This window comes from Flavobacterium antarcticum DSM 19726, from assembly GCF_000419685.1.
Taxonomy (GTDB): Bacteria; Bacteroidota; Bacteroidia; order Flavobacteriales; family Flavobacteriaceae; genus Flavobacterium; species Flavobacterium antarcticum.
On sequence record NZ_ATTM01000001.1, the window covers coordinates 83,407 to 109,308 of the forward strand.

The 25,902-nt window shown below is 36.5% G+C and carries 16 protein-coding genes; 12 read left to right on the forward strand and 4 right to left on the reverse strand.

The genetic code is table 11. The features are described 5' to 3' along the window. Positions 1–83: 83 nt before the first annotated feature. Positions 84–1,649 carry an AsmA family protein gene (locus YWA_RS0100415; RefSeq protein ID WP_022826516.1) on the forward strand — a complete coding sequence of 522 codons (1,566 nt, stop codon included), beginning with the start codon at positions 84–86 and terminating at the stop codon, positions 1,647–1,649. A gap of 59 nt (positions 1,650–1,708) precedes the next feature. Here the strand turns inward: YWA_RS0100415 and YWA_RS0100420 are convergent, their stop codons facing one another. The 4 genes from YWA_RS0100420 to YWA_RS0100435 are packed head-to-tail and all read right to left on the reverse strand — an operon-like array spanning position 1,709 to position 10,357. Further along, entirely contained in the window at positions 1,709–4,585 is a 2,877-nt protein-coding gene (locus YWA_RS0100420; protein WP_022826517.1) for an alpha-amylase family glycosyl hydrolase, read from the reverse strand. Between the two features lie 59 nt (positions 4,586–4,644). Next, positions 4,645–5,739, reverse strand: a complete 1,095-nt coding sequence (locus tag YWA_RS0100425) for a SusE domain-containing protein (protein ID WP_169627246.1) — start codon at positions 5,737–5,739, stop codon at positions 4,645–4,647. Between the two features lie 19 nt (positions 5,740–5,758). Further along, the gene (locus YWA_RS0100430; RefSeq protein WP_022826519.1) at positions 5,759–7,366 is read right to left on the reverse strand and encodes a RagB/SusD family nutrient uptake outer membrane protein; all 1,608 of its coding nucleotides are present in this window, start codon (positions 7,364–7,366) and stop codon (positions 5,759–5,761) included. A 12-nt stretch (positions 7,367–7,378) separates the two neighbouring features. Beyond that, entirely contained in the window at positions 7,379–10,357 is a 2,979-nt protein-coding gene (locus YWA_RS0100435; protein WP_022826520.1) for a SusC/RagA family TonB-linked outer membrane protein, read from the reverse strand. A gap of 233 nt (positions 10,358–10,590) precedes the next feature. On the opposite strand from YWA_RS0100435, the gene YWA_RS0100440 reads away from it, so the two are divergent. The 11 genes from YWA_RS0100440 to YWA_RS15245 all read left to right on the forward strand — a co-directional run bounded on the left by YWA_RS0100440 (position 10,591) and on the right by YWA_RS15245 (position 25,893). Further along, positions 10,591–11,616 (forward strand): LacI family DNA-binding transcriptional regulator, encoded by a 1,026-nt coding sequence (locus YWA_RS0100440; protein ID WP_022826521.1) that lies wholly within the window; start codon positions 10,591–10,593, stop codon positions 11,614–11,616. A gap of 212 nt (positions 11,617–11,828) precedes the next feature. Then, positions 11,829–13,235, forward strand: a complete 1,407-nt coding sequence (locus YWA_RS0100445; protein ID WP_026718477.1) for an MFS transporter — start codon at positions 11,829–11,831, stop codon at positions 13,233–13,235. An 8-nt stretch (positions 13,236–13,243) separates the two neighbouring features. Further along, on the forward strand, positions 13,244–13,903 hold the full coding sequence (gene pgmB / locus YWA_RS0100450; RefSeq protein WP_026718478.1) for a beta-phosphoglucomutase: 660 nt from the start codon (positions 13,244–13,246) through the stop codon (positions 13,901–13,903). Between the two features lie 81 nt (positions 13,904–13,984). Further along, positions 13,985–16,294, forward strand: a complete 2,310-nt coding sequence (locus YWA_RS0100455; RefSeq protein WP_022826524.1) for a glycoside hydrolase family 65 protein — start codon at positions 13,985–13,987, stop codon at positions 16,292–16,294. Between the two features lie 94 nt (positions 16,295–16,388). Beyond that, on the forward strand, positions 16,389–18,221 hold the full coding sequence (locus YWA_RS0100460; protein WP_022826525.1) for a glycoside hydrolase family 13 protein: 1,833 nt from the start codon (positions 16,389–16,391) through the stop codon (positions 18,219–18,221). Positions 18,222–18,471: 250 nt separating this feature from the next. Next, positions 18,472–18,849 (forward strand): GxxExxY protein, encoded by a 378-nt coding sequence (locus YWA_RS0100465; RefSeq protein ID WP_022826526.1) that lies wholly within the window; start codon positions 18,472–18,474, stop codon positions 18,847–18,849. A 103-nt stretch (positions 18,850–18,952) separates the two neighbouring features. Further along, positions 18,953–20,377: an alpha-amylase family glycosyl hydrolase gene (locus YWA_RS0100470; protein WP_022826527.1), complete on the forward strand. Its 1,425-nt coding sequence runs from the start codon at positions 18,953–18,955 to the stop codon at positions 20,375–20,377. 437 nt (positions 20,378–20,814) lie between these two features. Then, positions 20,815–21,267 carry an RDD family protein gene (locus YWA_RS0100480; RefSeq protein ID WP_022826529.1) on the forward strand — a complete coding sequence of 151 codons (453 nt, stop codon included), beginning with the start codon at positions 20,815–20,817 and terminating at the stop codon, positions 21,265–21,267. After that, positions 21,264–21,950: a glycerophosphodiester phosphodiesterase gene (locus tag YWA_RS0100485; protein ID WP_022826530.1), complete on the forward strand. Its 687-nt coding sequence runs from the start codon at positions 21,264–21,266 to the stop codon at positions 21,948–21,950. Before YWA_RS0100480 ends, YWA_RS0100485 begins: the two co-directional genes overlap by 4 nt. After that, positions 21,947–23,170 (forward strand): BaiN/RdsA family NAD(P)/FAD-dependent oxidoreductase, encoded by a 1,224-nt coding sequence (locus YWA_RS0100490; RefSeq protein ID WP_022826531.1) that lies wholly within the window; start codon positions 21,947–21,949, stop codon positions 23,168–23,170. Before YWA_RS0100485 ends, YWA_RS0100490 begins: the two co-directional genes overlap by 4 nt. A gap of 71 nt (positions 23,171–23,241) precedes the next feature. Further along, entirely contained in the window at positions 23,242–25,893 is a 2,652-nt protein-coding gene (locus YWA_RS15245) for a choice-of-anchor L domain-containing protein (RefSeq protein WP_022826532.1), read from the forward strand. Positions 25,894–25,902 lie beyond the last annotated feature (9 nt).

The window sequence follows — 25,902 nt, forward strand, 5'->3', positions numbered from 1 at the left end:
GTTGCAGCTTTTTTTAATTTTAAGATATTTTAAGAAAGTTCAAATTTTTTTGTGCTTATATTTATAAAAAAGCCTGGTTGTCTATGAACAAGAATATAAAGAAATTCGGATTGATTTTAGTGGGAATTATGGCAGTTGTTGCTGTAGTCAGCATCGGTGTAAATTGGTGGATTGATGTCAAACTCCCTCAATTGATTTCGGATAAGAATGAAACGCCTTACCATATTAAGTATCAAGAATTAGAGATTTCTCTTTTTTCTAAAACGATTGAAGCACGAGGTATTACGATTATTCCAAAGGAACGGGAAAAAGACAGTTTGTCAAAAAACGGAATTTTCGCAACCGTTGAACGCGTTACCATTGATAATTTTGCATTATTTCCATTATTGTTTAGCAACAAAATTGAAGCACAAACGATTACGGTGCGTGGTCCGAAAGTGACTTTGTTTAAAGACAACGACAAAACAATTAACTCCTCAAAAAGTGTGGGTTCACGAGTGGTAAAGCCGTTCCAACAATTGATTAAAGTGGCCGATATTAATTTGGAGCAAGGTAATTTCTCTATCATCAACCTTAAAAATAATAAAACACTTTTTTCTGCACAAAATGTAACTGTTCAGTTGGATGACATTGCAATTTCTGATGAAACACTGCAACAGAAAATTCCTTTTACCTATAAAAAATATGCATTCAGTTGTGACAGTTTGTTTTATCAAACAGATGACTTGTACCACATTAAAAGTGATAAAATCAATACCACCAATACAGGCTTAGAAATTAATAATTTTTCAATGATTTCTATGTTCAACCGCCGACAGTTTGTCAATCAATTGCCTAAAGAGAAAGATTTATATACCTTGAAAGCAGAGAAAATTGCAGTTAAAAACATGGATTGGGGATTCAAAAAGGAGGTTTTGTTTTTTAAGACGAATCAAATTTTAATTGAACAAGCCAATGCGAATATTTACCGAAGCAAGATGCCTGAAGATGATTTGTCAGTCAAGCCATTGTACAATAAATTGTTACGGGAATTGCCTTTTGAACTGCAAGTGGATACCTTGACTGTTGCCAATTCAAAACTGGTTTACGAGGAAGAAAAATCATTTGATAAAGGACCAGGAATTTTAGAATTTAGCTCGTTTAATTTGCAAGCCACACATTTAAACAGTGGTTATCAAAAAACTAAATTGCCGGATGTTGTTATTGCAATTGATTGTAAATTCATGAAGCGTTCGCCAATGAAAATCGATTGGCGTTTCAATGTCATGGACCAATCGGATGGTTTTAAAATTAAAGGCCGAATCTTGAATTTTGAAACAGGGCGTTTGGCTGTTTTTACGAAACCTTATTTAAACGCGACGACGAAAGGGACTTTGGACCAAGTGTACTTTAACTTTGCCGGGAACAATAACACCGCAGGTGGTGATTTTGCTTTGAAGTACCACGATTTAAAAGTGAAATTATATCAGAAGAAAAACCGAGACAAGGAAAGTAAATTAAAAACATGGATTGGGAATTTACTTCTGAAAGACGACTCTGATGGTGTATTAATTGAAAACGAAGTTTCGGTGGAACGGATAAAAGAAAAATCCTTTTACAACTATTTTTGGTTGTGCATTGCCGATGGAATGAAGAAAACGTTGATATAAAAAATGGTTCTTTCAAAAGAGAAAGAACCATTTTACCAATTAACTAAAACAAATAAACCTTATTTTTTAATCAATTTCTGTGCAGATTGATTGTTATTTTCGTCGGTGATTTTAACCAAGTAAATGCCTTGATTTAACCCTTCGATCGCGTAAGAATAGTTGGCTTCAAATGCTCCATTAAATTCTTTTACCAATTGGCCTGTCAAGTTAAATACTGAAACTTGCTTGGTAGCTGTATTTATAAAAAAGGTTCCGGTAGAAGGGTTGGGTTGCAAAACAATTTTTGCAGTGTTGAATTCGTTTTGATTCAACATCGCTTGTTTGTTTCCAAAAACTCTAAATCCATCTACTTCAATTGTAACGTTCATTGTCGTACTCGTAACTACAAGTGGCGTTCCATCCATTAAGTTATACCAAGTTCCCGTGTAAGGGAAATTTCCGGGAGCATTTGAAACGGCATTGGTAGCATTCGTTAGGACAAATACGTAACTCAAATCGGCAGTTGCAACGGTGCTCGTCCAAATGTCTAATCTTATTTTTCCGGTAGTAGTAGAATTCCAAGAATACTGACCGTTTTTAAATACGTTCTGAGTTGTTTTCAGATCAATCATTTTAGCCCAGTCGTCGTAGACTTTCTTCCTGTTGACATTAGTTAACCAGTTTCCCGTCCATTGATTTTGCGGTTTCGTATCTAATTTACAATCTCCGGCAGCACCACCGTTTGGCGTGTTAACCGTACCATTGTTGCAAGTGAAAATAGAGTCGTCGTATCCTAAATCACCAAAGTGATAAATCATTTTTGGACCTGGAACTAATAAATGTAAAGCACCCATTGCAGAAAGACGTTTCAAGACTTTCGGCAAGTTGTTTTGGGTTTGTCCTGCTTCCGTTAATGCTTTATAAACGACACGTTCTTCATCGTGGCTTTCTGCGTAACCAATAAATCGGTCGGATTCATGTGCAACTCCTGAAAGGCTTGTTGCATTTCCTTTTAAGAAATTGGCATACGGATCGGTCATTTTTCTCCATTGCATAATCCCTTTAGAAATACCATCTGTTTCGTTGTTTTTCCGGTAATTTGCCCATTCTACTTCTTCATTATACGAACCTCCCGAACCTAAATGTTCAAAAATCACATAAAAATTTGGGTCGATGTTCCACTGCAAATCAGCATAGTATTTCAGTTTAGCTACACGATCCGCTTGGTAATTGTTGGTACATGTTTCTTGAGCCGAACCGTTTCCTGTAAACGGACAATTTTGGGTAAAACCTTTGGTTAAATCCCAACGGAAACCGTCAATTTTAAAATCATTGATCCAATGTTCAATGGTTTGCTTAACGTAATTCGCAGTAAGATTATCAGGCTCATTGAAGTGATTTAAATCCGTTCCTACGTTGTATGAGTGCATTGCATTTTGATTGCAATACGGATTTTCAGCAGTAGTTCCATCAGGCCATCCGTCGTTATTGGTGTCTTTCATCCACATTCTTGCGAGAGGAGAACGTCCAAATACGTGGTTTAAAGCTACATCAAGAATGACTGCAATCCCGTTTTGGTGGCACAAATCAATAAATTGTTTCAGTTGCGTTTCAGAACCGTAACGTTTGTCCAGTGCCATGTGAAAAGCCGTATTATAACCCCAGCTTTCATTGCCTTCAAATTCCATAACGGGCATTAATTGAATGGCGTTAATTTTTAAATTTTTGAAATAGTCAATTTTATTAACTAAATCTTGGTACGTTCTATTGTCATCAAAATCACGAACCAATACTTCATAAATTACTAAATCTTTCTTAGCCGGTTTTGCAAAATTAGTGGTTGCATCACTCCACGAATATTGGTGAAATGCATTTGGACCCGTTTGCAAAACACTGACTTCACGTTCTTGGCCTTCTGGATATTCCGGTAAATTAGGATAAACACCTAATGTGGCAATTTCAGGATCGTCGAATGGACTTAAAACTAAAGTTGAAAAAGGATCGGCTGTTTTTACCATTTCTGGAGAAGTTGCCGGAAGATTGGTTTGATCACCCACCCAATATTGATAGGAATAAACGGTACCTGAAGTCAGTCCTGTTAACTCGAGCCAAAATTTACCTGACGCAGGATCTTTTCGCATCGCATGTGAACCATCGGGTTGCCAATTGTTGAAACTTCCCGCAACATAAACGAAATCTTTATTTGGAGCACTTAAAACTAGAATAGCTTTCGTAGCGTCAGCAGTATTATAATTTACACCGTCTTTAAGTCCTGCTGGAATTGCTACTGATGCTGTTTCTCCATTAATAATTACAGAAAACTTTTTAGAAATCGTTGATGTGCCTTGAACAGCTTCCAAAACATAATTCTGATTGGCAGTGATGTTGGTTTGTGTAAAAGTATACGTTGAAGCGCTGGCGACTGTATTGATAATCGCTCCGTTTGACTTCAAGGTGTAACTTGCATTTCCACCGGTGTTGTTTGCAGAAACCGTAAAGTTGCTGCTTAAAGGCAGAACCGTTGCTGAATTTTGAACGGGTGCTGTCAAATTTAATTGGAATGAACCTACGGGTACAAATGTATCTGTAGATTGTGGTGCAGCTGTTGCCGCTCTAAAAACCACACAGATTTGAGTGATGGTACTTGTGGAAGGAACGCCGAAATAAGAATATAAATCTGGACCTAAATTTAGCTTGTAAGTCGTTCCGGAATCTAAAACCATTGCAGGTTGGGTGGCGTTATTTCCCCAAGATCCTTTTACATTTTGCCACTGAACACCGTCAACAGTTAATCCCATGTGGACATAGATTGTCCCGCTGTAACTCGCTAGAGGCGTTCCCGTTTTGTTAAATCTTAATTCTACAGGCCCGTTTGCTAACGCAGGTGAAGGAATAGTAGTGGTTTGTGCAAATACACAAAAATTCAAAAATAAAAATAAGAAGGTAATTTTTCTCATAATGTTCTTTATAAAACAAAGGCTACTTATTACAGTAGCCTTTGTTATTAATTTTCTTACTACTGTAACGTAATCGTGTACGTGTAAGCTCTTGGATTACTTAAATCCAATTCAATTTTATAGGTTCCAGCCGAAACACCAATGTTGTCTCCACCTTCTCTTAAAGTTCCGTCGGTTGAATTTACAGTGGTATCACCTAAATTGATTGTCCACTCATTGTTTGCTCTAAATTTCCATCCGTTATCTGGAGCAGACTGCGAAGTCATTACTACAATTACAGACCATTTTTTAGTAGCAGGATCGTACGTCATTGGTGTACTATTGTCCCAGCCACCTGGTGTTGCGTTCCCAATAACTCCCCATTCTGTAGCAGTAAGGTTGTAGGTTAATGTAGTAGTGTTGGCTTGGATTCTATAATATCCAGCTCCAATTACTTTAATGTTATCTTCTCCTTCTTGCAACAAACCACCTTCAATACCTGGATTAGCTCCATAATCTCCCTCAAAAGAAGAACTTTGAGGTAATAATTTGAATTCTGAAATAGGCTGGTTCATGTAAATGTAACCTTCATAGTTGGCTTGACCATAACCAGGAGAATCAATCGAAGGAAGCGTGGAAGCATTAGTCCAATTTGCACCATATCCACCATTTTCTAAGAAATCTCCAATAACAAATAATTGTGGGTTTCTAGTTGAATACGGGCTTACTGTAATAGTAGCTAAATTGCTATACATAGGTTCAAACGTGTCGTTAGCACTTGCTTTTACACGAACTTCGTAAACACCATCAGTAAAAGGTTGTCCTCCAGCTGCAATAACAGCATTGTTTAACGTTTCAACAGAAACAGACAATTGGGTCGCTCCAATTACCGCTCCTAAAGATTGTGGTGCGGCAAATGTATTTCCTACAACATCTAATTGAACTTCATAATTAATTGCAATATTTTCCCCAAAATTTGCTTTAGACCATACAAAGCGTTCTGCTTGATTTTCAGCATTGGCAACTACTAGTGTATACGTATTTCCTTCTTCTGGTGCCATCAATACGGGTGCATCAATACCTTTAATTGTTGGTCGGTCTTGTACATCGTCCGAGTTACAAGAGAATGCTAAAACTGCAAATAATGCAATTAGTGATTTTGATATGTTTTTCATTTTTATATTTTTTGAAATATTAATAACCTGCATTTTGAATTAAATTTGGATTTCCGCCTAAAGCTGCTGCTGGAATAGGGAAAATGTTTCTGTAAGCTGCTGTTGGAGCACCATTTGGCACTTTTCCTTTCCAAGGCCAAACATAAGATCCACCGGTAAATTTTCCAAAACGAATTAAATCCGTTCTTCTGTGTCCTTCCCAATGCAGCTCTCTCGCTCTTTCGTCAAGAATAAAGTTCAGGTTTATGTTAGAAACAGCTCCATTTGCATTTCCGTACGCTCGCTGACGCAACATATTTACGTAATTCAAAGCAGTCACATTGTCACCACCGCCACCGCGTAAATTACATTCGGCATACATCAAATATGCATCTGCTAAACGAAACATTGGAAAATCAATATCCACAAAATCTCCTGAGGCATCAGAACCTGGATTTCCATTAACATCCACATTTTTATACTTTTTAATTCCGTATCCGTCTGTAAAATTACCTACGTCTGCAATTTCTAAAGTTTGTCCGTTTGAATGAAACTGTGCTCTACTGTCTACACCTGTATCGTCAAATTTAGATACAAAAGCAGAAGTAGTTCTAATTCCACCCCAACCTCCGTTGATTCCAAATTCTGCTGGAGCCATTGTACCGCCAACTGGAGCGTGTGTTAAAAATGTAGTTCCACCAAATGTTTTTGTTCTCAACCCGTCAAATGCAACGCCAAAGATTACTTCTCGTCGAACTGCTGGACGGTCGTTGTCTGCTAAAAATAATTCGTCGTAATTTGCTGCTAAAGTATATCCGCTTTCATCGGTTACTTTTTTGATATACGTCATCGCATCTGAATAGCGATTTGTGTTGACGTATACTTCTGCATTCATATACAACTTCCCTAATAACATCCAAGCTGCCGCTTGATCTGCTCTTGGATAATCTGCAGAACCTGGATTTGGAACTCTCATATCTCCCATTGCACCTAATAAATCAGTTTCAACAAAGTCAAAAATTTCTTGTTTAGAGGCTTGCTGTGGCAAGAAAAATTGAGAAGGAGAATCTTCCGTAACTAAACCAACACTTCCAAATAAGTCTAGAAAATGCCAGTAACTTAAAGCTCTTAAAAATTTAGCTTCAGCTCTATAGGTTTTAATTTCTGCTTTCAAAGCATCATCTACACCTCTAGAATTTAATTTAGCATCATCTGTTTGACGTAAAAATTCATTACACAATTTAACCTGAAAATCTAAACGGTTAAAAGTAGCATTGATAAATAAATCTTGCGAAGTCCACGTTTGATAATGAAAGTTTTTGATTGTTTTATCATTCCAAGCGATTATAGCCTCGTCAGTGGTCAATTCTTGCATGACCCACAAGCCACGGATGTATTGGCTTTCACCTTCGTCAATTCCACTGATGTCGGGACTTCCCGCCGGTCCTGATTGTCCAGAAACCGCTAATCCAGCATATAATTTTGCTAAAAATTGCTTGTAAGAACTTGGGTCTTTAAAGAATTCTTCTCCAGAAATTTGATTTCCGTCGTTTGGTGCTTCTTGATCTAATTCGCTGACGCAAGAAATCATTGTTAGTGCAAGAAGTAGTACTCCTAATTTGCTCAATGTTTTATATATATTTTTCATAGTAAGTATTTGTTAGAAATTTACATTTAAACCTAATGTATATGTTCTTGGTCTTGGATATAAATTATTATCAATTCCACCAGAAACCTCTGGGTCAATACCTTTGTAATCTGTAATTACCAATACGTTTTGAACCGCTCCAGTCAATCTTAAGTTTTTTCCTTTCCCTAAAGCATCTGGAAATGAATAGCCTAAAGTTACATTGTCTAATCTTACAAAAGAAGCATCTTGAACATAATAATCTGAAGAATACTGAGGTGTGAAAAAGTTGGTTTCTAACACGTTTGAAGACGCATTTTGAAGGTAGTTTCCATTTCCTGGCAAAGCCGTTGAAACACTTCCAAAGTTAGAATACACGTTGTTGTAATTGTAGTTTCCGTAACTTCCTCTCCATGACATGCTGAAGTCAAAGTTTTTGTAAGAAACGTCTGTATTGAATCCATAGTAGAAATCTGCCGAAGGCTTTTTGTAACGGTATAAATCATTTTCATTTACTTGATCGTCTTTATTTCTGTCTACATAAACACCTTCAACAGGCGCTCCAGCTGCATCATATACTTGTTCGAAAACGTAGAATGAATTAGGTGAATAACCCACTTGGTGGTTTTGTACAAAGTTTCCTGTTCCACCAGAAATTCCACCAACGTCAATAATGCCTTCGCTATCTGCAGACTGAATTAAATTAAGTTTGGTCACTTTCGCATCTTGGAACGTGATGTTTCCACCAACTCTCCATTGAACCGTTTCATTTTTTACCGGATAAACATCCATGCTTAATTCCACTCCTTTAAATTCCATATCTCCAATGTTATAGAAATCGGCATTTGAGAAACCAACACCTTGCGGATTTGCGGTAAATACAATCAAATCAGAAGAGTTTTTCTTGTAAACTTCAGCACTACCTGTAATTCTGTTGTCGAATAATCCAAAATCTAAACCAAGATTCAACTGTTTCGTTTCTTCCCATTTCAAATTCAAGTTGTACGGCTGGGGACGGTAAGGTTGTAAATAAATAGGCAAACCATTTGCGTCATAGCCAATTTGGTAACTTGCTGTTTCTGTAGAGTTTAAATACAAAGGTGTCGTTGGATACCGTTTCCCAATTTCTTGTTGACCTGTAATACCCCAACTCGCTCTGAATTTTAAATCGCTAACCACTTTATTATCTCTTAGAAATCCTTCTTCGCTAATTTTCCAAGCGAATGCTGCTGAAGGAAAATTTCCCCAACGATTTTCTTCTGTAAAACGGGAAGATCCATCTCTACGAATTGATCCCGTTAAAATGTATTTATCAGCAATAGAAAATATAGCTCTTGCAAAAATCGACTGTAAGTTTACGGTTTCGTTAGAAGAAGCGCCTTGATTCACAACGTTATTAATGACGTCATTGGTAAAACTACTGTTGATGTAATTGAAGTTTTGGTAGTTGTAACCTCCCGTAAAATCAAGATTTGTACTTAACGCGTCAAATGTTTTATTGTAATTCAAATACAAATCCATTACTTGGTTTTTCTTTTCCTCCAAGTTGTTGTAGTTTCCATTTCTTTCACCAAGAACTACATAATTCGCATCCGTAAATCCATATCCTTTTCCAGAACTGTAGTCGTAACCAAAGTTAGCAACTGCTTTTAATTCCGGTAAAAAATGCAATTTATAATCAAATTGTACATTTCCAATACTTCTATATTGAAGTCCTTTGTTTGTTTTTTGATTAATTAAAGAAAGTGGATTCCGACCTGCATTTACTTCTTGATCAGGAATTCCATCAGCAGGATTTGACGTATCACTTCCTAACCATTGAAAATAATCATATCCGTACGTGTCGTCGTAAATTTGTTGTGTTGGATCAAAACTCACAGCCGCACCAATAGCGCCACGTTCACTATAATTGTTTTTGTTAGAAGATGTTTTATTGGTAAACTCCACTTTTAAATGATTGTCAAAAAACTTACCTAATAAATTCACATTTAAAGTTACACGTTGAAAATTATCTTTTTGTAAGATCCCGTTCAAATCACTGTAACCCAGCGAAGCTCTGTAATTTAAGTTTTCAAGACCTCCACTAAAGGAAACATTATGGTCCGTTCCTAAAGCAGTTCTGTAAATTTCTTTTTGCCAATCCGTATTAGCAGTTCCCAGAAGACCTTGTTGTGCAACGGTTCCTTTTGCCATTACAAAATCAGAAAACTGTTTTGCAGAAAGGACGTCTACATAATCTGTAATCTGACCTACTGAAAAATTAGCATTGTAATTCACTTGCATGTCGCCACTTTTACCTTTTTTAGTCGTAATAATAATTACACCATTGGAAGCGCGTGAACCGTAAATGGCAGTTGCCGAAGCATCTTTTAAGATGGTCATTGATGCAATGTCATTTTGATTAATCACAGAAAGTGGATTTCTACCTCCTTGAACTGCACCACCACCTGTGTCTAAGGGAACGCCATCAATTACATACAACGGATCGTTTCCAGCACTTAGAGACGAACCACTTCTGATGCGAATTTGAGCACCTTCTCCAGGAGCTCCACCGCCATTAATGATCTGTAATCCTGAAACTTTACCTTGAATTAATTGGTCAGCTGAAACCAGTGGACCGCGGTTAAAATCTTCGGAAGATACTGTACTCAAAGCACCTGTCGCATCTTTCTTTTTTACCGATCCGTATCCAATGACAACTACTTCGTTCAACTGTGAAGAATCTTCTTGCAACACAATAGTAATGTCTTTTTGCGAAGCATAAACAACAGCGTAATTTTTATATCCGATGTAAGAAAAAACGATCACATCGCCTTTTTTTACATTCAAACTAAATTTACCGTCAAAATCTGTCGAAGTACCATTTTGAGTTCCTTCAACTACTACATTTACTCCCGGTAGCGATTGGTTTGAAGCTTGATCTAGAACTGTACCCGTAAAAGTACTCTGAGCCAGAATACTGAAAGGGAAAAGCAGTACTAAAAATAACAACTTATTGTAAATTGTTTTCATACATTTTGTTTAGGTTAAAAATTTTCTTGTTCTCGTTTTTCAACTTTTAATTTTACTTCGAATGTTAAATTTATGTAAATTTTTCAGCTAAAAAAATCTATTTCAGGAAACTACGCAACGAAAACGTTTTCGTGTTGACAACTTTATAGGTTTTGGATGTTTTTCGGTTGAAATATGCTATAAATCAAAACATTTTCTATCTTTATTGACAATATAATATTCAGCATTTTATAATGAAAAGGAAAGTAACGCTTAAACAAATTGCAAAGGAATTAGATGTCTCGATTTCAACGGTTTCTAAATCGTTGCGCGACAGTCCGGAAATTAGTGAAGACACGCGTTTGAAAGTGCAGGCTTTCGCCAAATTATACAATTACAAACCCAATTTAATTGCTTTAAGTTTAAAAAACAGAAAAACCAAAACGATTGGAATTATCATTCCTGAAATTGTCCACCACTTTTTCGCCACCGTAATCAGCGGAATTGAACATGTAGCGAATGAAAAAGGCTACAATGTAATCGTGACGCTTTCGGATGAATCATTTGACAAAGAAGTGATTAATATGGACATGTTGGCGAACGGCAGTATTGACGGATTCATTATGTCGTTATCAAAAGAGACCCAATACCGTAGAGATTTTCACCACATTACCGAAGTCATCAATCAAGGAATGCCAGTTGTGATGTTTGATCGCGTGACCAATGATATTTTATGCGACAAAGTAATTATTGACGATAACCTTGCTGCTTTCGAAGCTGTTCAAAAATTGATTAATGCAGGATTCAAAAAAATCGCTTTAATTACAACGGTCGATTATGTGAGTGTGGGAAAACTAAGAACCGACGGCTATATTAAAGCTTTGAAAACAAATGATATTGCAATTGATCCAGATCTAATTTTAAAAATTGAAGACATTGACAATTGTACGGAACAAATTGAAACATTGATTAAAAACAACAAAATCGACGCTGTCTTTGCCGTAAACGAACTTTTTGCAGTAACCGCAATTAAAGGAGCGAAAAAGTACGGAATTAATGTGCCCGAAGATTTAGCAGTTATCGGGTTTACAGATGGAATTATTTCTAAATATTCTTCGCCGTCAATCACTACTGTTGGACAAAACGGAATCGAAATGGGCAATAAAGCCGCTCAAATGCTCATCGACCGATTAGAAACAGAACTACAAGAAGAGGAACATTACAAGACGGAAGTTATCGAAACGCATTTGGTGATTAGAGAATCTACGCCAACGTTGTAGTAGTTCCTATTTTTCTGTCTGTTAGTATTTTGCGAAAATATTTTTTATTAAAAGCTGCTTTTTAAATCTAAAATTTCTTTTATTTCAAATCATAGAATTGAAAACTTTTATATATTTACCACTTCGTTATCAACGCTTTTTTAATTTTACTTCGAAACAAAATTAAAGTTTGATAAGTCGAAATGCTTATCGTAAATCAATTCATTACGATAATGGAAAAACGTAAATTAGGTTTTTGGGAAATTTGGAACATGAGTTTCGGTTTCCTAGGAATACAGTTTGGCTTTGCCTTGCAAGGCGGTTTTATGTCAAGGATTTTTCAAACCCTTGGTGCCGATGTTGATAGCATTCCCGGTTTATGGATTGCTGCACCACTTACCGGTTTACTAATTCAACCCATAGTTGGTTATTTATCCGATAATACGTGGAGTCCGCGTTTCGGCAGAAGGAAACCGTATTTCTTGATTGGCGCTATTTTAGCTTCAGTCACGTTATTATTCATGCCCTTTTCACCCGTTTTATGGGTTGCGGCAGGTTTGCTTTGGATTCTAGATTCGTCTATAAATATCAGCATGGAACCTTTCCGCGCTTTGGTAGCTGACAAATTACCGGACGAGCAACGTTCATACGGATTTGTTGTGCAAACTTTAATCATCGGAATTGGAACTTGGATTGCGAGTAATTTACCTTGGTTAATCACACAGTTAGGTGTTTCAAATGAAGCCGCTCCTGGAATTGTTCCGCTTTCGGTAAAAATTGCTTTTGCCATTGGTGCCGCCGTTTTCGTCATTGCGATAACTTACACTTTGCTAACAACAAAAGAAGATCCTCCAGCAGATTTAGAAAAATTTCACAGAGAAAAAAAAGAATCGCGCTTTTTCAAAGATTTGTGGCAAGGTTATTTAGAAATGCCTTCCACGATGAAAAAGTTAGGTGTAATTCAATTTTTTAGTTGGTTCGCCTTTTTCACCATGTGGAGTTTAGCAACGCCGGCTTTAACGGAACACGTGTATAATTCACCAAAACCTGATGCAAAATTATATGCTCAAGTGGATGCCGAAAACAAAGTAATTGTCAATAATGATGGACAAGTTGCTTTTTTAGACATTCAACACAAAACCGATTATCAAGAAAAGGATAAAGCTTATAATACCGCAGCCGATTCCACAGGTTCTGCAATGGGAATTTACGGATTATCGTCCATGGCTTTTGCTTTGCTTTTGACATTTTATACTTCAAAAAATAAAATTAATAGAAAGTACATTCACATGTTTTCGCTAATCGCCGGAGGACTTGGATTTCTATTTACATTTTACGCAACACCTTCAACATTGTACATTTCGTTTATTCTAATCGGAATTTCATGGGGAAGTATTTTATCGATGCCGTATGCGATGCTTTCGAGTTCCGTAAATCCAAACAAGATGGGATTGATGATGGGATTGTTCAATATGTTTATTGTAATTCCTCAAATTATTGCAGCACTTGGAGGTATTAATTTCCTTTATAAATTGATTGGAACGGAACACATTAATGCAATGATTCTTGCCGGAATTTGTTTAATTCTCGCTGGACTTTGCAATTTTCTAATAACAGACAAACACGCTATTTCAGATTAAAAATGGTTATGACAAATAAAAAAGCATTCATATTCGACCTAGACGGAGTAATTGTAGATACGGCACGATACCATTATTTGGCCTGGCAAAAACTTGCTCAAGAGTTGGGAATCGAGTTTACACCTGAACACAACGAGCATCTAAAAGGCGTGAGTCGCATTCGGTCGTTGGACATTATTTTAGATTTAGGAAATATCCAAGCGACACAAGAAGAAAAAGACAAGTGGCTTTTTGATAAAAACGAATTGTATTTATCGTATTTGGTCGACATGGACCAAAGCGAACTCTTGCCGGGAATCATTGACACGTTGAAATTTTTGAAAGAAAATGGACAATATATCGCTCTAGGTTCGGCGAGTAAAAATGCGCGACCAATTTTAGAAAAGACAGCTATTATGCCGTATTTCGATGCAATTGTCGATGGAAATGATGTGACAAATGCAAAACCGGACCCAGAAGTTTTTCTTCGTGCGTGCCAATTGGTTTTCGTTGCACCAGAAGATTCAATTGTTTTTGAAGATTCAGTTGCGGGAGTTCAAGCAGCAAATGCAGCTCGAATGAAAAGCATCGGAATTGGTGACAAAGAAATTTTGCACGAAGCCGAATATATTTTCCCTGATTTTACCACTATAAATGAACAGTTTCTTCGCTCTCTAATTGACGCATAAACTGATAAAAGTTTTGAAATTTTAAGAATTCTAACATTGAGACTTAAACTTTTGAACTTTAAATTTTAAACAAATTTTACAATGAACCAAGATTATATCATACCAAATAATTGGTCAATTATAGAAGAAGGATTTGATGCAGAACGCGTGAAATCTTCAGAAAGTTTGTTCAGTATCGGAAACGGTGCGATGGGACAACGCGCTAATTTTGAAGAAAATTATTCTGCCGAAACCTTTCAAGGAAGTTACATCGCAGGAATTTATTATCCCGATAAAACAAAAGTGGGTTGGTGGAAAAATGGTTATCCTGAATATTTTGCAAAAGTTTTGAATGCGCCAAATTGGATTGGAATTGAAATCGAAATCAACGGTGAAAGTTTTGATATGAATGCGTGTGCTGAAATCAAGAATTTCAGGCGCGAACTGAATATGAAAGAAGGTTGGTACCATCGTTCTTTTATGGCGAAATTGCAAAACGGAACAGAAATCCAAGTTGACGTTCGTCGTTTTCTTTCATTAGAAGCTGATGAATTAGGTGTAATTAAGTATGAAATTACGCCATTAAATCAAGATGCGAAAATTATTTACAAACCGTATATTGACGCCGGTGTAAAAAATGAAGACGCCAATTGGGAAGAAAAATTCTGGGAACCTTTAGACGTAAATCATTCCGAAAATGAAGCTTTTGTTGTTGCAAGAACCTTCAAAACACATTTTAATGTAGCGACTTATACGTCAAATAGCGTTTTGCTAAATGATAAAAATTTAGGGCTTTCGCCAAATTTCATCCAAGCTTCTGAAAACAAAGTTCAGTTTTCTTACGAAGTTGAAGTTGCGAAAGGCGAGAAATCAGGAATTCAAAAATTCGGAGGTTACACAGTTTCTTTAAATCATCAAAATTCGGAATTAATTTCGGCTGCTAAAAGCGTTATTAATTCGGCGAAAGCCAAAGGATACGAAGCTTTATTACAAGAACAAATTGACGCTTGGGCGAAAATTTGGGAAATGTCAGACATCACAATTGACGGCGATGTAAAAGCACAACAAGGAATTCGATTTAATATTTTTCAATTGAATCAAACTTATTTAGGTAAAGATTCTCGTTTGAATATTGGTCCAAAAGGTTTTACAGGAGAAAAATATGGCGGTTCCACTTATTGGGATACTGAAGCGTATTGCATTCCGTTTTACATGGCGACAAAAGACCAACAAGTTGCGCGAAATTTATTAGAATATCGTTACAATCATTTGGAAAAAGCGATTGAAAATGCTGCCAAATTAGGTTTTAAAGATGGAGCTGCTTTGTATCCGATGGTAACGATGAACGGTGAAGAATGCCACAACGAATGGGAAATTACATTTGAAGAAATCCATAGAAATGGTGCGATTGCATTTGCCATTTTCAACTACTACAGATTTACGGGAGATTACAGTTACATTCCTGAAAAAGGATTAGAAGTTTTAATTGCGATTGCACGTTTTTGGCATCAAAGAGCGACTTTTTCAACACATAAAGACCAATTTGTAATTCTTGGAGTTACGGGTCCAAATGAATATGAAAACAACGTCAATAACAATTTCTACACCAATTATTTAGCAAAATGGTGTATCGATTACACGGTGGAACAATTGGAAAAAGTAGCGGCAGAATACGAATCGGATTACATGCGAATTATTTCCAAAGTCAATTTGCATCAAGCAGAAATGGAGGAATGGAAGAAAGTTGCCGAGAAAATGTACTTGCCTTTTTCAGAAGAACACGACGTTTATTTGCAACAAGATGGATTTTTGGACAAGGAATTAGTCAAAGTACATGATTTAGATAAAAGTCAGCGACCGATCAATCAAAAATGGTCTTGGGATCGAATTTTGCGTTCGCCATATATCAAACAAGCCGATGTTTTGCAAGGGTTTTACTTCTTTGAAGACCACTTTTCAAAAGCGGAATTAGAGAAACATTTTGATTTCTACGAACCATTTACAGTTCATGAATCATCGCTTTCACCTTGTGTTCACTCGATTCAAGCAGCAGTTTTGGATAAAATGGACATGGCGTACACGTTTTATTTGCGAACTTCTCGACTGGATTTAGATGATTACAATAAAGAAGTAGAAGAAGGTTGCCACATTACAAGTATGGCGGGAACGTGGATGAGTATTGTGGAAGGTTTTGGAGGAATGCGTGTAAAAAATGACACGCTTCATTTTGAGCCTAGAATTCCAAAAGAGTGGGAAGGATATTCGTTCAAAATTAATTTTAGAAACCAAATTCTGCATATTTCAGTTACTGCGAAGGAAACGAAATTTTCTTTGGAAGGAACGAAGGAATTGACGGTTTATGTAAATGGAAACGCAGTTGTTGTCACGCCAAATAGTTTAGTAACCGTTTAAGAAAGCGTCTCGCAAAGGCGCGAAGACGCAAAGCTTTTTACGTATTTAGCTTTGCGACTCTGCGACTTTGCGAGAAATAAAAAATGATAATAGCATGAAAAATATAATACTATTTTTACTTATCTCCTTTTCCTCTTTCGCACAAATCGAAAGAATGGAACCGCCTTTTTGGTATGCCGGAATGCACAATCCTGAACTACAAATCATGTTCTACGGAAAAAACATTGGCCAATATCAAGCATCCGTTTCGGATAATGTGGTAATCAAAAATGTAACTAAAACCGAAAATCCCAACTACATTTTCATCACAATTGACACTCAAAATCTTCCTGCTTCTGAATTTACCTTTTCGTTTAAAAACAAAAATAAAGTAGCCTTTACAAAGAAATATGCGTTGAAAGCGAGAAGAGTAAATTCAGCGGAACGAAAAAGTTTTGATTCATCAGATATGATGTATTTAATCATGCCGGATCGTTTTTCAAACGGAAATCCGAAGAACGATAGCAATGCAGAGTTAAACGAAAAAGCGGATAGAAGTTTGCCTGGCGGAAGACACGGTGGCGACATTCAAGGAATAGTGAATCACTTGGATTATTTGCAAGAATTGGGCGTTACAGCACTTTGGAGCACACCACTTTGCGAGGACAACGACAAAGGATATTCGTACCATACTTACGGTCAATCTGATGTTTATAGAATTGATCCACGTTACGGAACCAACGAAGAATACGTGCATCTTTCTTACGAAATGAAGAAAAGAGGCATGAAATTGATCAAAGATTACGTGACCAATCATTGGGGTGCCGAACATTGGATGTTTAAGGATTTGCCCACTTACGATTGGTTTCATCAATTCCCTGGTTTTGCACAATCGAATTACAGAATGGAGACGCAATTTGACACAAATGCTTCGGCAATTGATGCGAAATATTGTATGGACGGTTGGTTTGTGCCTTCAATGCCCGACTTAAATCAGTCAAATCCGTTGGTACTGAATTACATTACTCAAAATGCAATTTGGTGGATTGAATATGCAGATTTGGATGGTTTCAGAGTCGATACTTATTCTTATAATGACAAAGTTGCGATTGCCAAGTGGACTAAAGCAATTACAAATGAATATCCATATTTCAACATCGTCGCCGAAGTGTGGATGCACGACAAAGCACAAATTTCGTATTGGCAAAAAGACAGCCCGATTAGTGCGATTCAGAGTTATAATTCGAATGTACCAAGTGTGATGGATTTCACTTTACACGATGCTTTTGGGAATGTATTCAACGAAGATAATGCTTCTTGGAACGACGGAATGATTAAGATTTACAACAATTTCACGAATGATTTTCTGTATGCAAATCCGAATAATTTATTGACTTTCGTCGAAAATCACGATACTGGACGTTTTAACGAAATGTATAAAAATGATTTCAAGAAGTACCAAATGGCAATAACGATTTTGGCAACCGTTCGTGGAATCCCGCAATTATATTACGGTTCTGAAATTGGAATGGCTGGTGATAAAGGAAAAGGTGATGCGGATATTCGACAAGATTTTCCCGGTGGTTGGGAAGGTGATAAAAACAATGCTTTCGCAAAATCAGGACGGACTGCTGAGCAAAGTAAATTCTTTGATTTTACTGCGAAATTATTTCAATGGAGAAAAAATAAATCGGTGGTGCACTTTGGAAAAATGACGCATTACATTCCCGAGAATAACGTATATGTTTATTTTCGCCACGACGATAAAGAAACGGTGATGGTTGTGATTAATAATTCTGCAGAAACGAAGACTATAAAAATGAATCGTTTTCAGGAGAATATTAAAAGCTTTAGTTCTGGGAAAGATATTATTTCTGGGAAGGTAGTTGATTTGAAAGAGGAAGTTTCTTTGGAAGGGAAATCGGTTTTGATTTTGGAGTTGAGGTAGTTTTTTGGAATGATTTAAAAAATGGGTCTCGCAAAGACGCAGAGACGCAAAGTTTTGGAGTTTAAAATGTAAGCTTGTTTGGTTTCTTGATTAATAGTAGGCAAATTCTAAAACTTAGTGTTTAGAAAGATAAAATATTGGAGGTTAGCTACATCAATATATTTAGTAAATTTATAACTATTTTGCTTTGCGTCTTGGCGGCTTTGCGAGATAAAAATTTAAATCAATCAATCAATCTAAATTACAAACCATGACAGAAAACGAACTATCAAAAATCATTGTAGATATTTGTTACAAAATCCACACAAAACTTGGACCTGGACTTTTAGAAAGTGTTTACGAAGCAATCTTGTACTACGAATTAAATAAATTAGGATTGAGAGTTGAAAAGCAGAAAGCACTTCCAGTTCATTGGGATGAAATTATTTTGGAAATTGGTTTTAGAGCGGATTTAGTTGTAGAAGATAAAGTTTTAATCGAAATCAAATCAGTTGCTGAACTTACCAACGTTCATCCAAAACAAGTTTTAACCTACTTAAAAATAACAGATATAAAACTAGCGCTGTTAATTAATTTCAACGAATCATACATAAAAGACGGAATCAAAAGAGTAGTCAATAATCTTTAAATCATGCTTTGCGACTTAAACACTAACGCGATAATATATATAATTTTTAACCTATCACCCTTTGCGTCTTCGCGTCTTTGCGAGACAAAAAAAAAACAAATAAATGAAAAAAATATTCTTACTAGCACTGATTCTAGCCACTTTTATCAGTTGCAAAAACAACAATGAAACCGATAAATCTCCCGAGAAACTAGCAATTTTCACAGATGCATCAGCAGAAAACGCTGTAATCTACGAAGCAAATATTCGTCAATATTCTCCTGAAGGAACCTTTGAAGCATTCACAAAAGACATTCCTGAATTAAGGAAATTGGGCGTAAAAATCATTTGGATTATGCCAATCCAACCCATTTCAATGACCAACCGAAAAACCACGGACGGCAGATTGGTAACTGATATTGAAGACGAAAAAGAACGTGCAAAGTATCTTGGAAGTTATTACTCGATTTCAGACTATAGAGGAATAAATCCCGATTTAGGTACTAAAAGCGATTTCAAAGATTTGATAAAAACCGCTCACGACAACGGCATGTATGTTATTTTGGACTGGGTAGCGAATCACACGGGTTGGGACCATAAATGGATAAAATTAAATCCTGAATATTACCACAAAAACAAAGCAGGCGAAGTAACCGACCCATTAAATCCCGAAACCGGAGAATCTTGGGGCTGGACGGATGTTGCACATTTGGATTACAGCAATCCGGATTTGCACGAAGTCATGAAAGAGGAAATGATGTATTGGGTGAAGGATTTAGATATTGACGGATTTCGTTGCGATGTGGCGGATAATGTGCCGACATCCTTCTGGGAATTTGCCATCCCGAAATTGCGTGAAGCCAAACCACTTTTCATGTTAATGGAATCAAATAAGGAATATTTGCTCAAAAATAATCTGTTTGATGTGGGTTACGGTTGGGAAGCACACCACGTGATGAATGACATTGCGAAGGAAAAGAGAACAGTGGAAGGTTTAGATTCGCTTTTTGTTAAAATCAAAGCGGAATACGAGCCAACCGCTTATTTCATGAATTTTACCTCTAATCACGATGAGAATTCGTGGAACGGAACGGAATACGAACGAATGGGCGATGGCGTGGAAGCTTTTACTGCTTTAACCTACACAATGCCAGGTATGCCTTTGATTTATACCGGCCAAGAATACGAACTAAAACGCAGGTTAAAGTTTTTTGAGAAAGATTCGATTCCGAAAGCCAAAGGAAAAATGTTTGCACTTTATGAAAAGTTGGGAACTTTAAAAAACAGCAATACAGCATTGAATGGTGCGAAACAACCTGCAACGTTCAGCAGAATTCAGACTTCAAATGACAAGATGATTATGGCTTTTAGTCGAGAGCATAAAAAAGATAAAGTTGTTTATATTGGTAATTTATCAAAGGAAAACACGGCATTCACACTTCCACTCGAAGGAACGTTTACCAATTATTTGACCAATCAAAAAGTCACTTTCACAAAAGGACAAAAGCATAATTTCAAACCTTGGGAATATTATATTTTAGTTCCCTAACAAAATTTCAAAACACAAATCAATTCGGTTTGTGTTTTTTTTTTGGAGCGAATCGTTCGTGAATTTCAGGTTTTCTTTTTCCCGCTTTCCGTCCATCTCGTTCCTAAAATACGAGATTCCCTTCAATCGGGGCTATAAAAGTTTCTAATTTCTATTTTGGTTTCGCTCGGGTTTTTTAAAGAGGAGGGAATTTTAAACCCTTCGTTTTTGAATTTGACAAATTAAGTCCGTTTTTAAAATGGTTATTGTGTTACATTTAATGGGAGTATTTGCAAGTTTTATATACTTTTACAGCTACTTTTCTGAGAACAAAAGGTCAGTATTTTTCAGCAAACCACGTGTATTTAATTACTGATCTATGAAGTTTTTTTTATATTCAAGTTTAGGACTAAATAATGGAAGTACATTTCAATAATTATCTTCAAACACACTTTTAAATGATTTTAATATATAAGTCGAATTTGACAAAACGAATTTTTGCTACATTAATTGATTATGGTATTTATTTCATGTTCTTCAGTATTTACATACTCATTTTCGGGAGCGATAATTCTGAAGGTGGAAAGACAGTAAGTGGTATTCTGGCTACGCCACTTTCTCTTGCGTGGTTTCTTTATTTTGTAGTTATTGAAGCGTTAAATGGTGCAACGCTTGGTCATCATTGCTTTGATTTAAAAGTAGTAACAACGGGGCGAATGAAAATTAGCTTTGGACATGCTCTGAAAAGACACTTGCTGGATCCACTTGATATTTTATTTTACGGAATACCGGCCATAATTGCAATTAAGAATTCGGACAAACGCCAGCGAATTGGAGATATGTGGGCTCATACAATTATAGTGGACACGAAAGATCCTGAACAATATTTACCAGCTAAATCGCGCTTATGAATAAAATGCTCAATATCGGACACCGCGGTGCCAAAGGTTTTGAACCGGAAAACACATTGATTTCCTTCCAGACAGCTTTGGATCTAAATGCAGATGGAGTAGAGTTTGACGTTCACGTTTGCAAATCCGGTGAACTGATCGTCATTCATGATTTTACTGTTGACCGAACGACAAATGGAACAGGAGCGGTTTCGGATTTAACTTTGTCCGAATTGAAGAAATTACGGATCAACGGTTCAATTGAAATTCCAACATTAGAGGAGGTTTTACTGCTTTTTAATAAAAAACACTTCCTCAATATTGAATTAAAAGGAACACATACGGCAAAATTAGTCTGCGATTGCATCGAAAAAAATGTGCAAGAAGATGGGTTTGCCTACAGCAATTTTATCGTCTCGAGTTTTCAAAGAGACGAATTGGAAAGTGTGGCTAATTATAATGCTAAAATTCCGCTTGGAATTCTGACGCAAGCCAGTGTTGAGCAAGCATTAGAATGGGCAGAAGAATTTTCTGCAACAGCAATTCATCCGCATTTTAGTTTATTAACGACAGAAAATGTAGCTTTGGCACTCCAAAAAGGTTACCAAATTTATACTTGGACCGTTAATGAATTCGAGGATATTCAACGCGTAAAAGAATTTGGTATCAACGGAATAATAACTGATTTTTCAGATCGAATATGAGTCAACATTTTGATGTAATTTGTGTAGGAGGTGGAGCGGCAGGATTTTTTACGGCAATCAATATCGCTGAGAAAATCCCAAGTTTAAAAATTGCGATTTTAGAACGCGGTAAAGAAGTCTTGACTAAAGTCAGGATTTCTGGTGGTGGAAGATGCAATGTAACGCATGCTTGTTTTGAACCCAACGAATTGGTGAAGTTTTATCCAAGAGGCGAGAAAGAATTGAAAGGTCCGTTTAATCAATTCTGCTCTGGAGATACGATTGAATGGTTTGAAAAGCACGGTGTTGAATTGAAAATTGAAGAAGACGGAAGAATGTTTCCGGTCTCCAATTCTTCGCAAACCATCATTGATTGTTTTATGAATGCTTCCGCAAAAGCGGGAATTAAAATTTTAACGAGTCAAAGTGTACAATCACTTTATCACTTTGAAAAAGTGGAAGAAGACTTTTGGAAAATTGATACGCAACACGATAAATTTACGGCTACCAAATTAGTTTTGTCTACGGGAAGTAATCCTAAAATGTGGGAAATGCTAGAAAGTTTAGGACATTCGGTAGTTGCCCCTGTTCCATCGCTTTTCACCTTTAATATTACGGACAAACGAATCAAGGATTTGCCTGGTGTTTCAGCGTTGGCAACGGTGAAAGTTAAAAATACAAAATTAGAAGCTACCGGGCCTTTGTTAATCACCCATTGGGGAATGAGCGGTCCTGGAATTTTGAAATTATCCGCTTGGGGTGCTCGAATTTTAGCCGAGAAAAAATACCAGTTTGCGATTTCTGTAAATTGGTTGAACGATACTGATTTGGCAGAAGCCGAACTACTATTGAAATCATTAAAGCAAGAACATAGTAAAAAAATTATTTCCAAGAAATCTCCTTTTGATTTTCCAAACCGTCTGTGGGAGAAATTAGTGATTGCAGCCGAAATTGGCGAAGACCTCAAATGGGCCGATCTTTCGAATAAACACATTCATAATTTGGCGGAACAATTAACCGAAGGAACTTATCAGGTTAGTGGAAAAAGCACTTACAAAGACGAATTTGTAACCGCTGGTGGAATTGATTTGAAAGAAGTAAACTTCAAAACCATGCAAAGTAAATTACATCCTAATTTATATTTTGCAGGAGAAATTGTAAACATCGATGCAATTACCGGTGGATTCAATTTTCAGAATGCATGGACAAGTGGGTTTATTGTAGCTAATGGAATATTTTAGATTAAATTTTATGAAATTATAGTAAGTAATTGAGAATCATTGTATATTTGGGATAATTAAACCCAAATCTTATGAAGAAATCTTTACTCTACATCCTGTTGTTTTTCGGTGTTGGCCTTACTTTCGCACATGCAAAAACCAATATAGTATCAAATTTCGATTCAATTTTTACCACACCGCCACCCAATGATGAGTGCGTCAATGCTATTCAAGCTGTTGTAAATTTAGATGCAGAATGTTTGCAAGTTACATCGGGAACACTTGCTGGAGCAACTGCATCACCGGTTCTAAACACTTGTAGTAGTGGTGGAGACGACGACGTTTGGTTTACTTTTGTAGCCACAGCTTCTACCCATAGCCTTAAATTTCAAAATATTGTGGGAACTTCAACAGTATTGGTAAGTAGTTTATATTCAGGGAACACTTGCGGTAATTTATCCTTGATTTCTTGCTACTCCATTAATAGTAATGTAGTTAATAATTTGGTTCCCGGGAATACATACATGATCAGAGTTTGGTCTGCAGCTTTAGAACCGCAAACTATTCAATTTGATTTGTGCATTACAACAAGTACGACTTCAATAAGTGTAGATACGACCCAATATACTGTATCCGATTTGGTAAATGAAGTGTTAATTAATGGTTCTTGCACTACGGTTGCAAATATTACTTCGTCAACAGGTACCGGAATTAATAATGGTATTGGCTATTTTAGTAAGGGACAATCTGATTTTCCTTTTGAACATGGAATTGTACTAGTTACCGGAAGCGCCACAGCCGTTGCAGGAGCAAACAATACTACGTTGAGTGGTAATAATGGTTTGTCAGGTGGAGACGCTGATTTGTCGGCTATTTTAGCGGCTCAAACGCCTTCGCAAACGGCCACTTTGTACAATACTACCAAATTAGAATTTGACTTTATAGCGTTAACGGATCAACTGACTTTCAACTTTATGTTTGCTTCTGAGGAATATGGGACATTTCAATGCAGTTTTGGTGATGCATTTGCTTTTATTCTTACCGATTTAACAGCGGGAACTCCTGCAAAGAATTTGGCAATAGTTCCTGGTACTGATAAGCCTGTATCTGTTATAAATATTCGAGATCAACAATATAATTCAAGTTGTCCTTCTCAAAACGTAGAATATTTTGGAAGTTACTACAACAATCCCGAAGGAATTAGCACGGCTCCAATAAACTTTAATGGAATAACAGTACCTATGCAGGCTTCATCTCCCGTTATTATTGGAAACTCCTACCATATTAAGATGGTAATTGCAGATGCTTATGACTCGGCTTATGACTCGGCAGTGTTTTTAGAAGGAGGAAGTTTTGGTTCAGGTACTTGTAACGATAAAATAAAATTAATCACATTTATAGACAGTAATAACAACGGTATTAAGGAAGATTCAGAAAGTAGTTTTACATATGGTTCTTTTAATTATCAGTTAAACGATACGCCTGAAATTCACGAAATTGATTCGCCAATTGGTGCATTCACGCTTTTTGATGAAAACCCTACAAACAGTTATGACTTTACATTTAGTGTACAGCCGGAATACACTGCTTACTTTACTGCTGGAATAACAAATTTTTCAGATATTACAATTCCCATAGGAAGTGGAACACAAACATTGTATTTTCCCATCACACTAATTCAAGGGTATGATGATGCGACTGTTTCTATAAGTCCAATTGGGCAACCTGTTGCTGGATTCAGTTATTACAACAAAATTATATATCAAAATTTAGGAACTACACCAACTTCCGGTACAATCACTTATACGAAAGATGCAGCAGTTATCGTTTCGAGTTCCGATGTTGGAGTTATGGGAACGCCAGTTGGTTTTACTTATGAGTTTAACAACTTACAACCGTTTGAAACACGTTCTTTTATGATTTCGCTGGATGTACCTGCTATTCCAACGGTGAATATTAACGATCTGTTGACAAGTAGCGTAGTCATTTCTGCTCCAGCAAATGACATCAATACAAATAATAATACATTCAGTATGTCTCAAACCGTGGTTGCTTCATACGATCCGAATGACAAAATGGAAGCGCATGGTCCTAAATTAGACATCGCTACTTTTACGCAAGAGGATTATTTATTTTATACGATCCGTTTTCAAAATACTGGAACGGCAAGTGCGATGAATGTGCGAGTAGAAGATATACTTGATTCACAGCTTGATCCAGCAAGTGTTCGTATGGTAACAGCTAGCCATGATTATTCCATGGAACGAGTAGGAAGTCAACTGATTTGGAGGTTTGCTGATATTTATTTGCCAAGTGAAAGTGACGATGCAGAATTAAGCAACGGTTATTTAACATTCAAAGTAAAAGTAAATCCTGGATTTGCAGTGAACGATATTATTCCAAATACTGCTGAAATTTACTTCGATGCCAATCCAGTGATTTTGACGAATACGTTTGAATCTAAGTTTGAAGAATTTTTAAGTACAAAAACATTTAGTGAAAACAATATTGTATTGTATCCAAATCCCTCGAGTACATTACTTCACTTATCGCTTCAGAACACGTCTGAACGTCTTGACAATATTGTTATTTACGACTTCATTGGGAAGGTCATTAAAGTAATCACTGCAAATAATGGACAACAATCCACGATTGATGTTAGTGATTTATCTTCTGGAGTTTACATGATTGAAATTAACACAGATTCGAATTTAAAACAAACACGTAAGTTCATAGTAAATTAGAAAGTTATA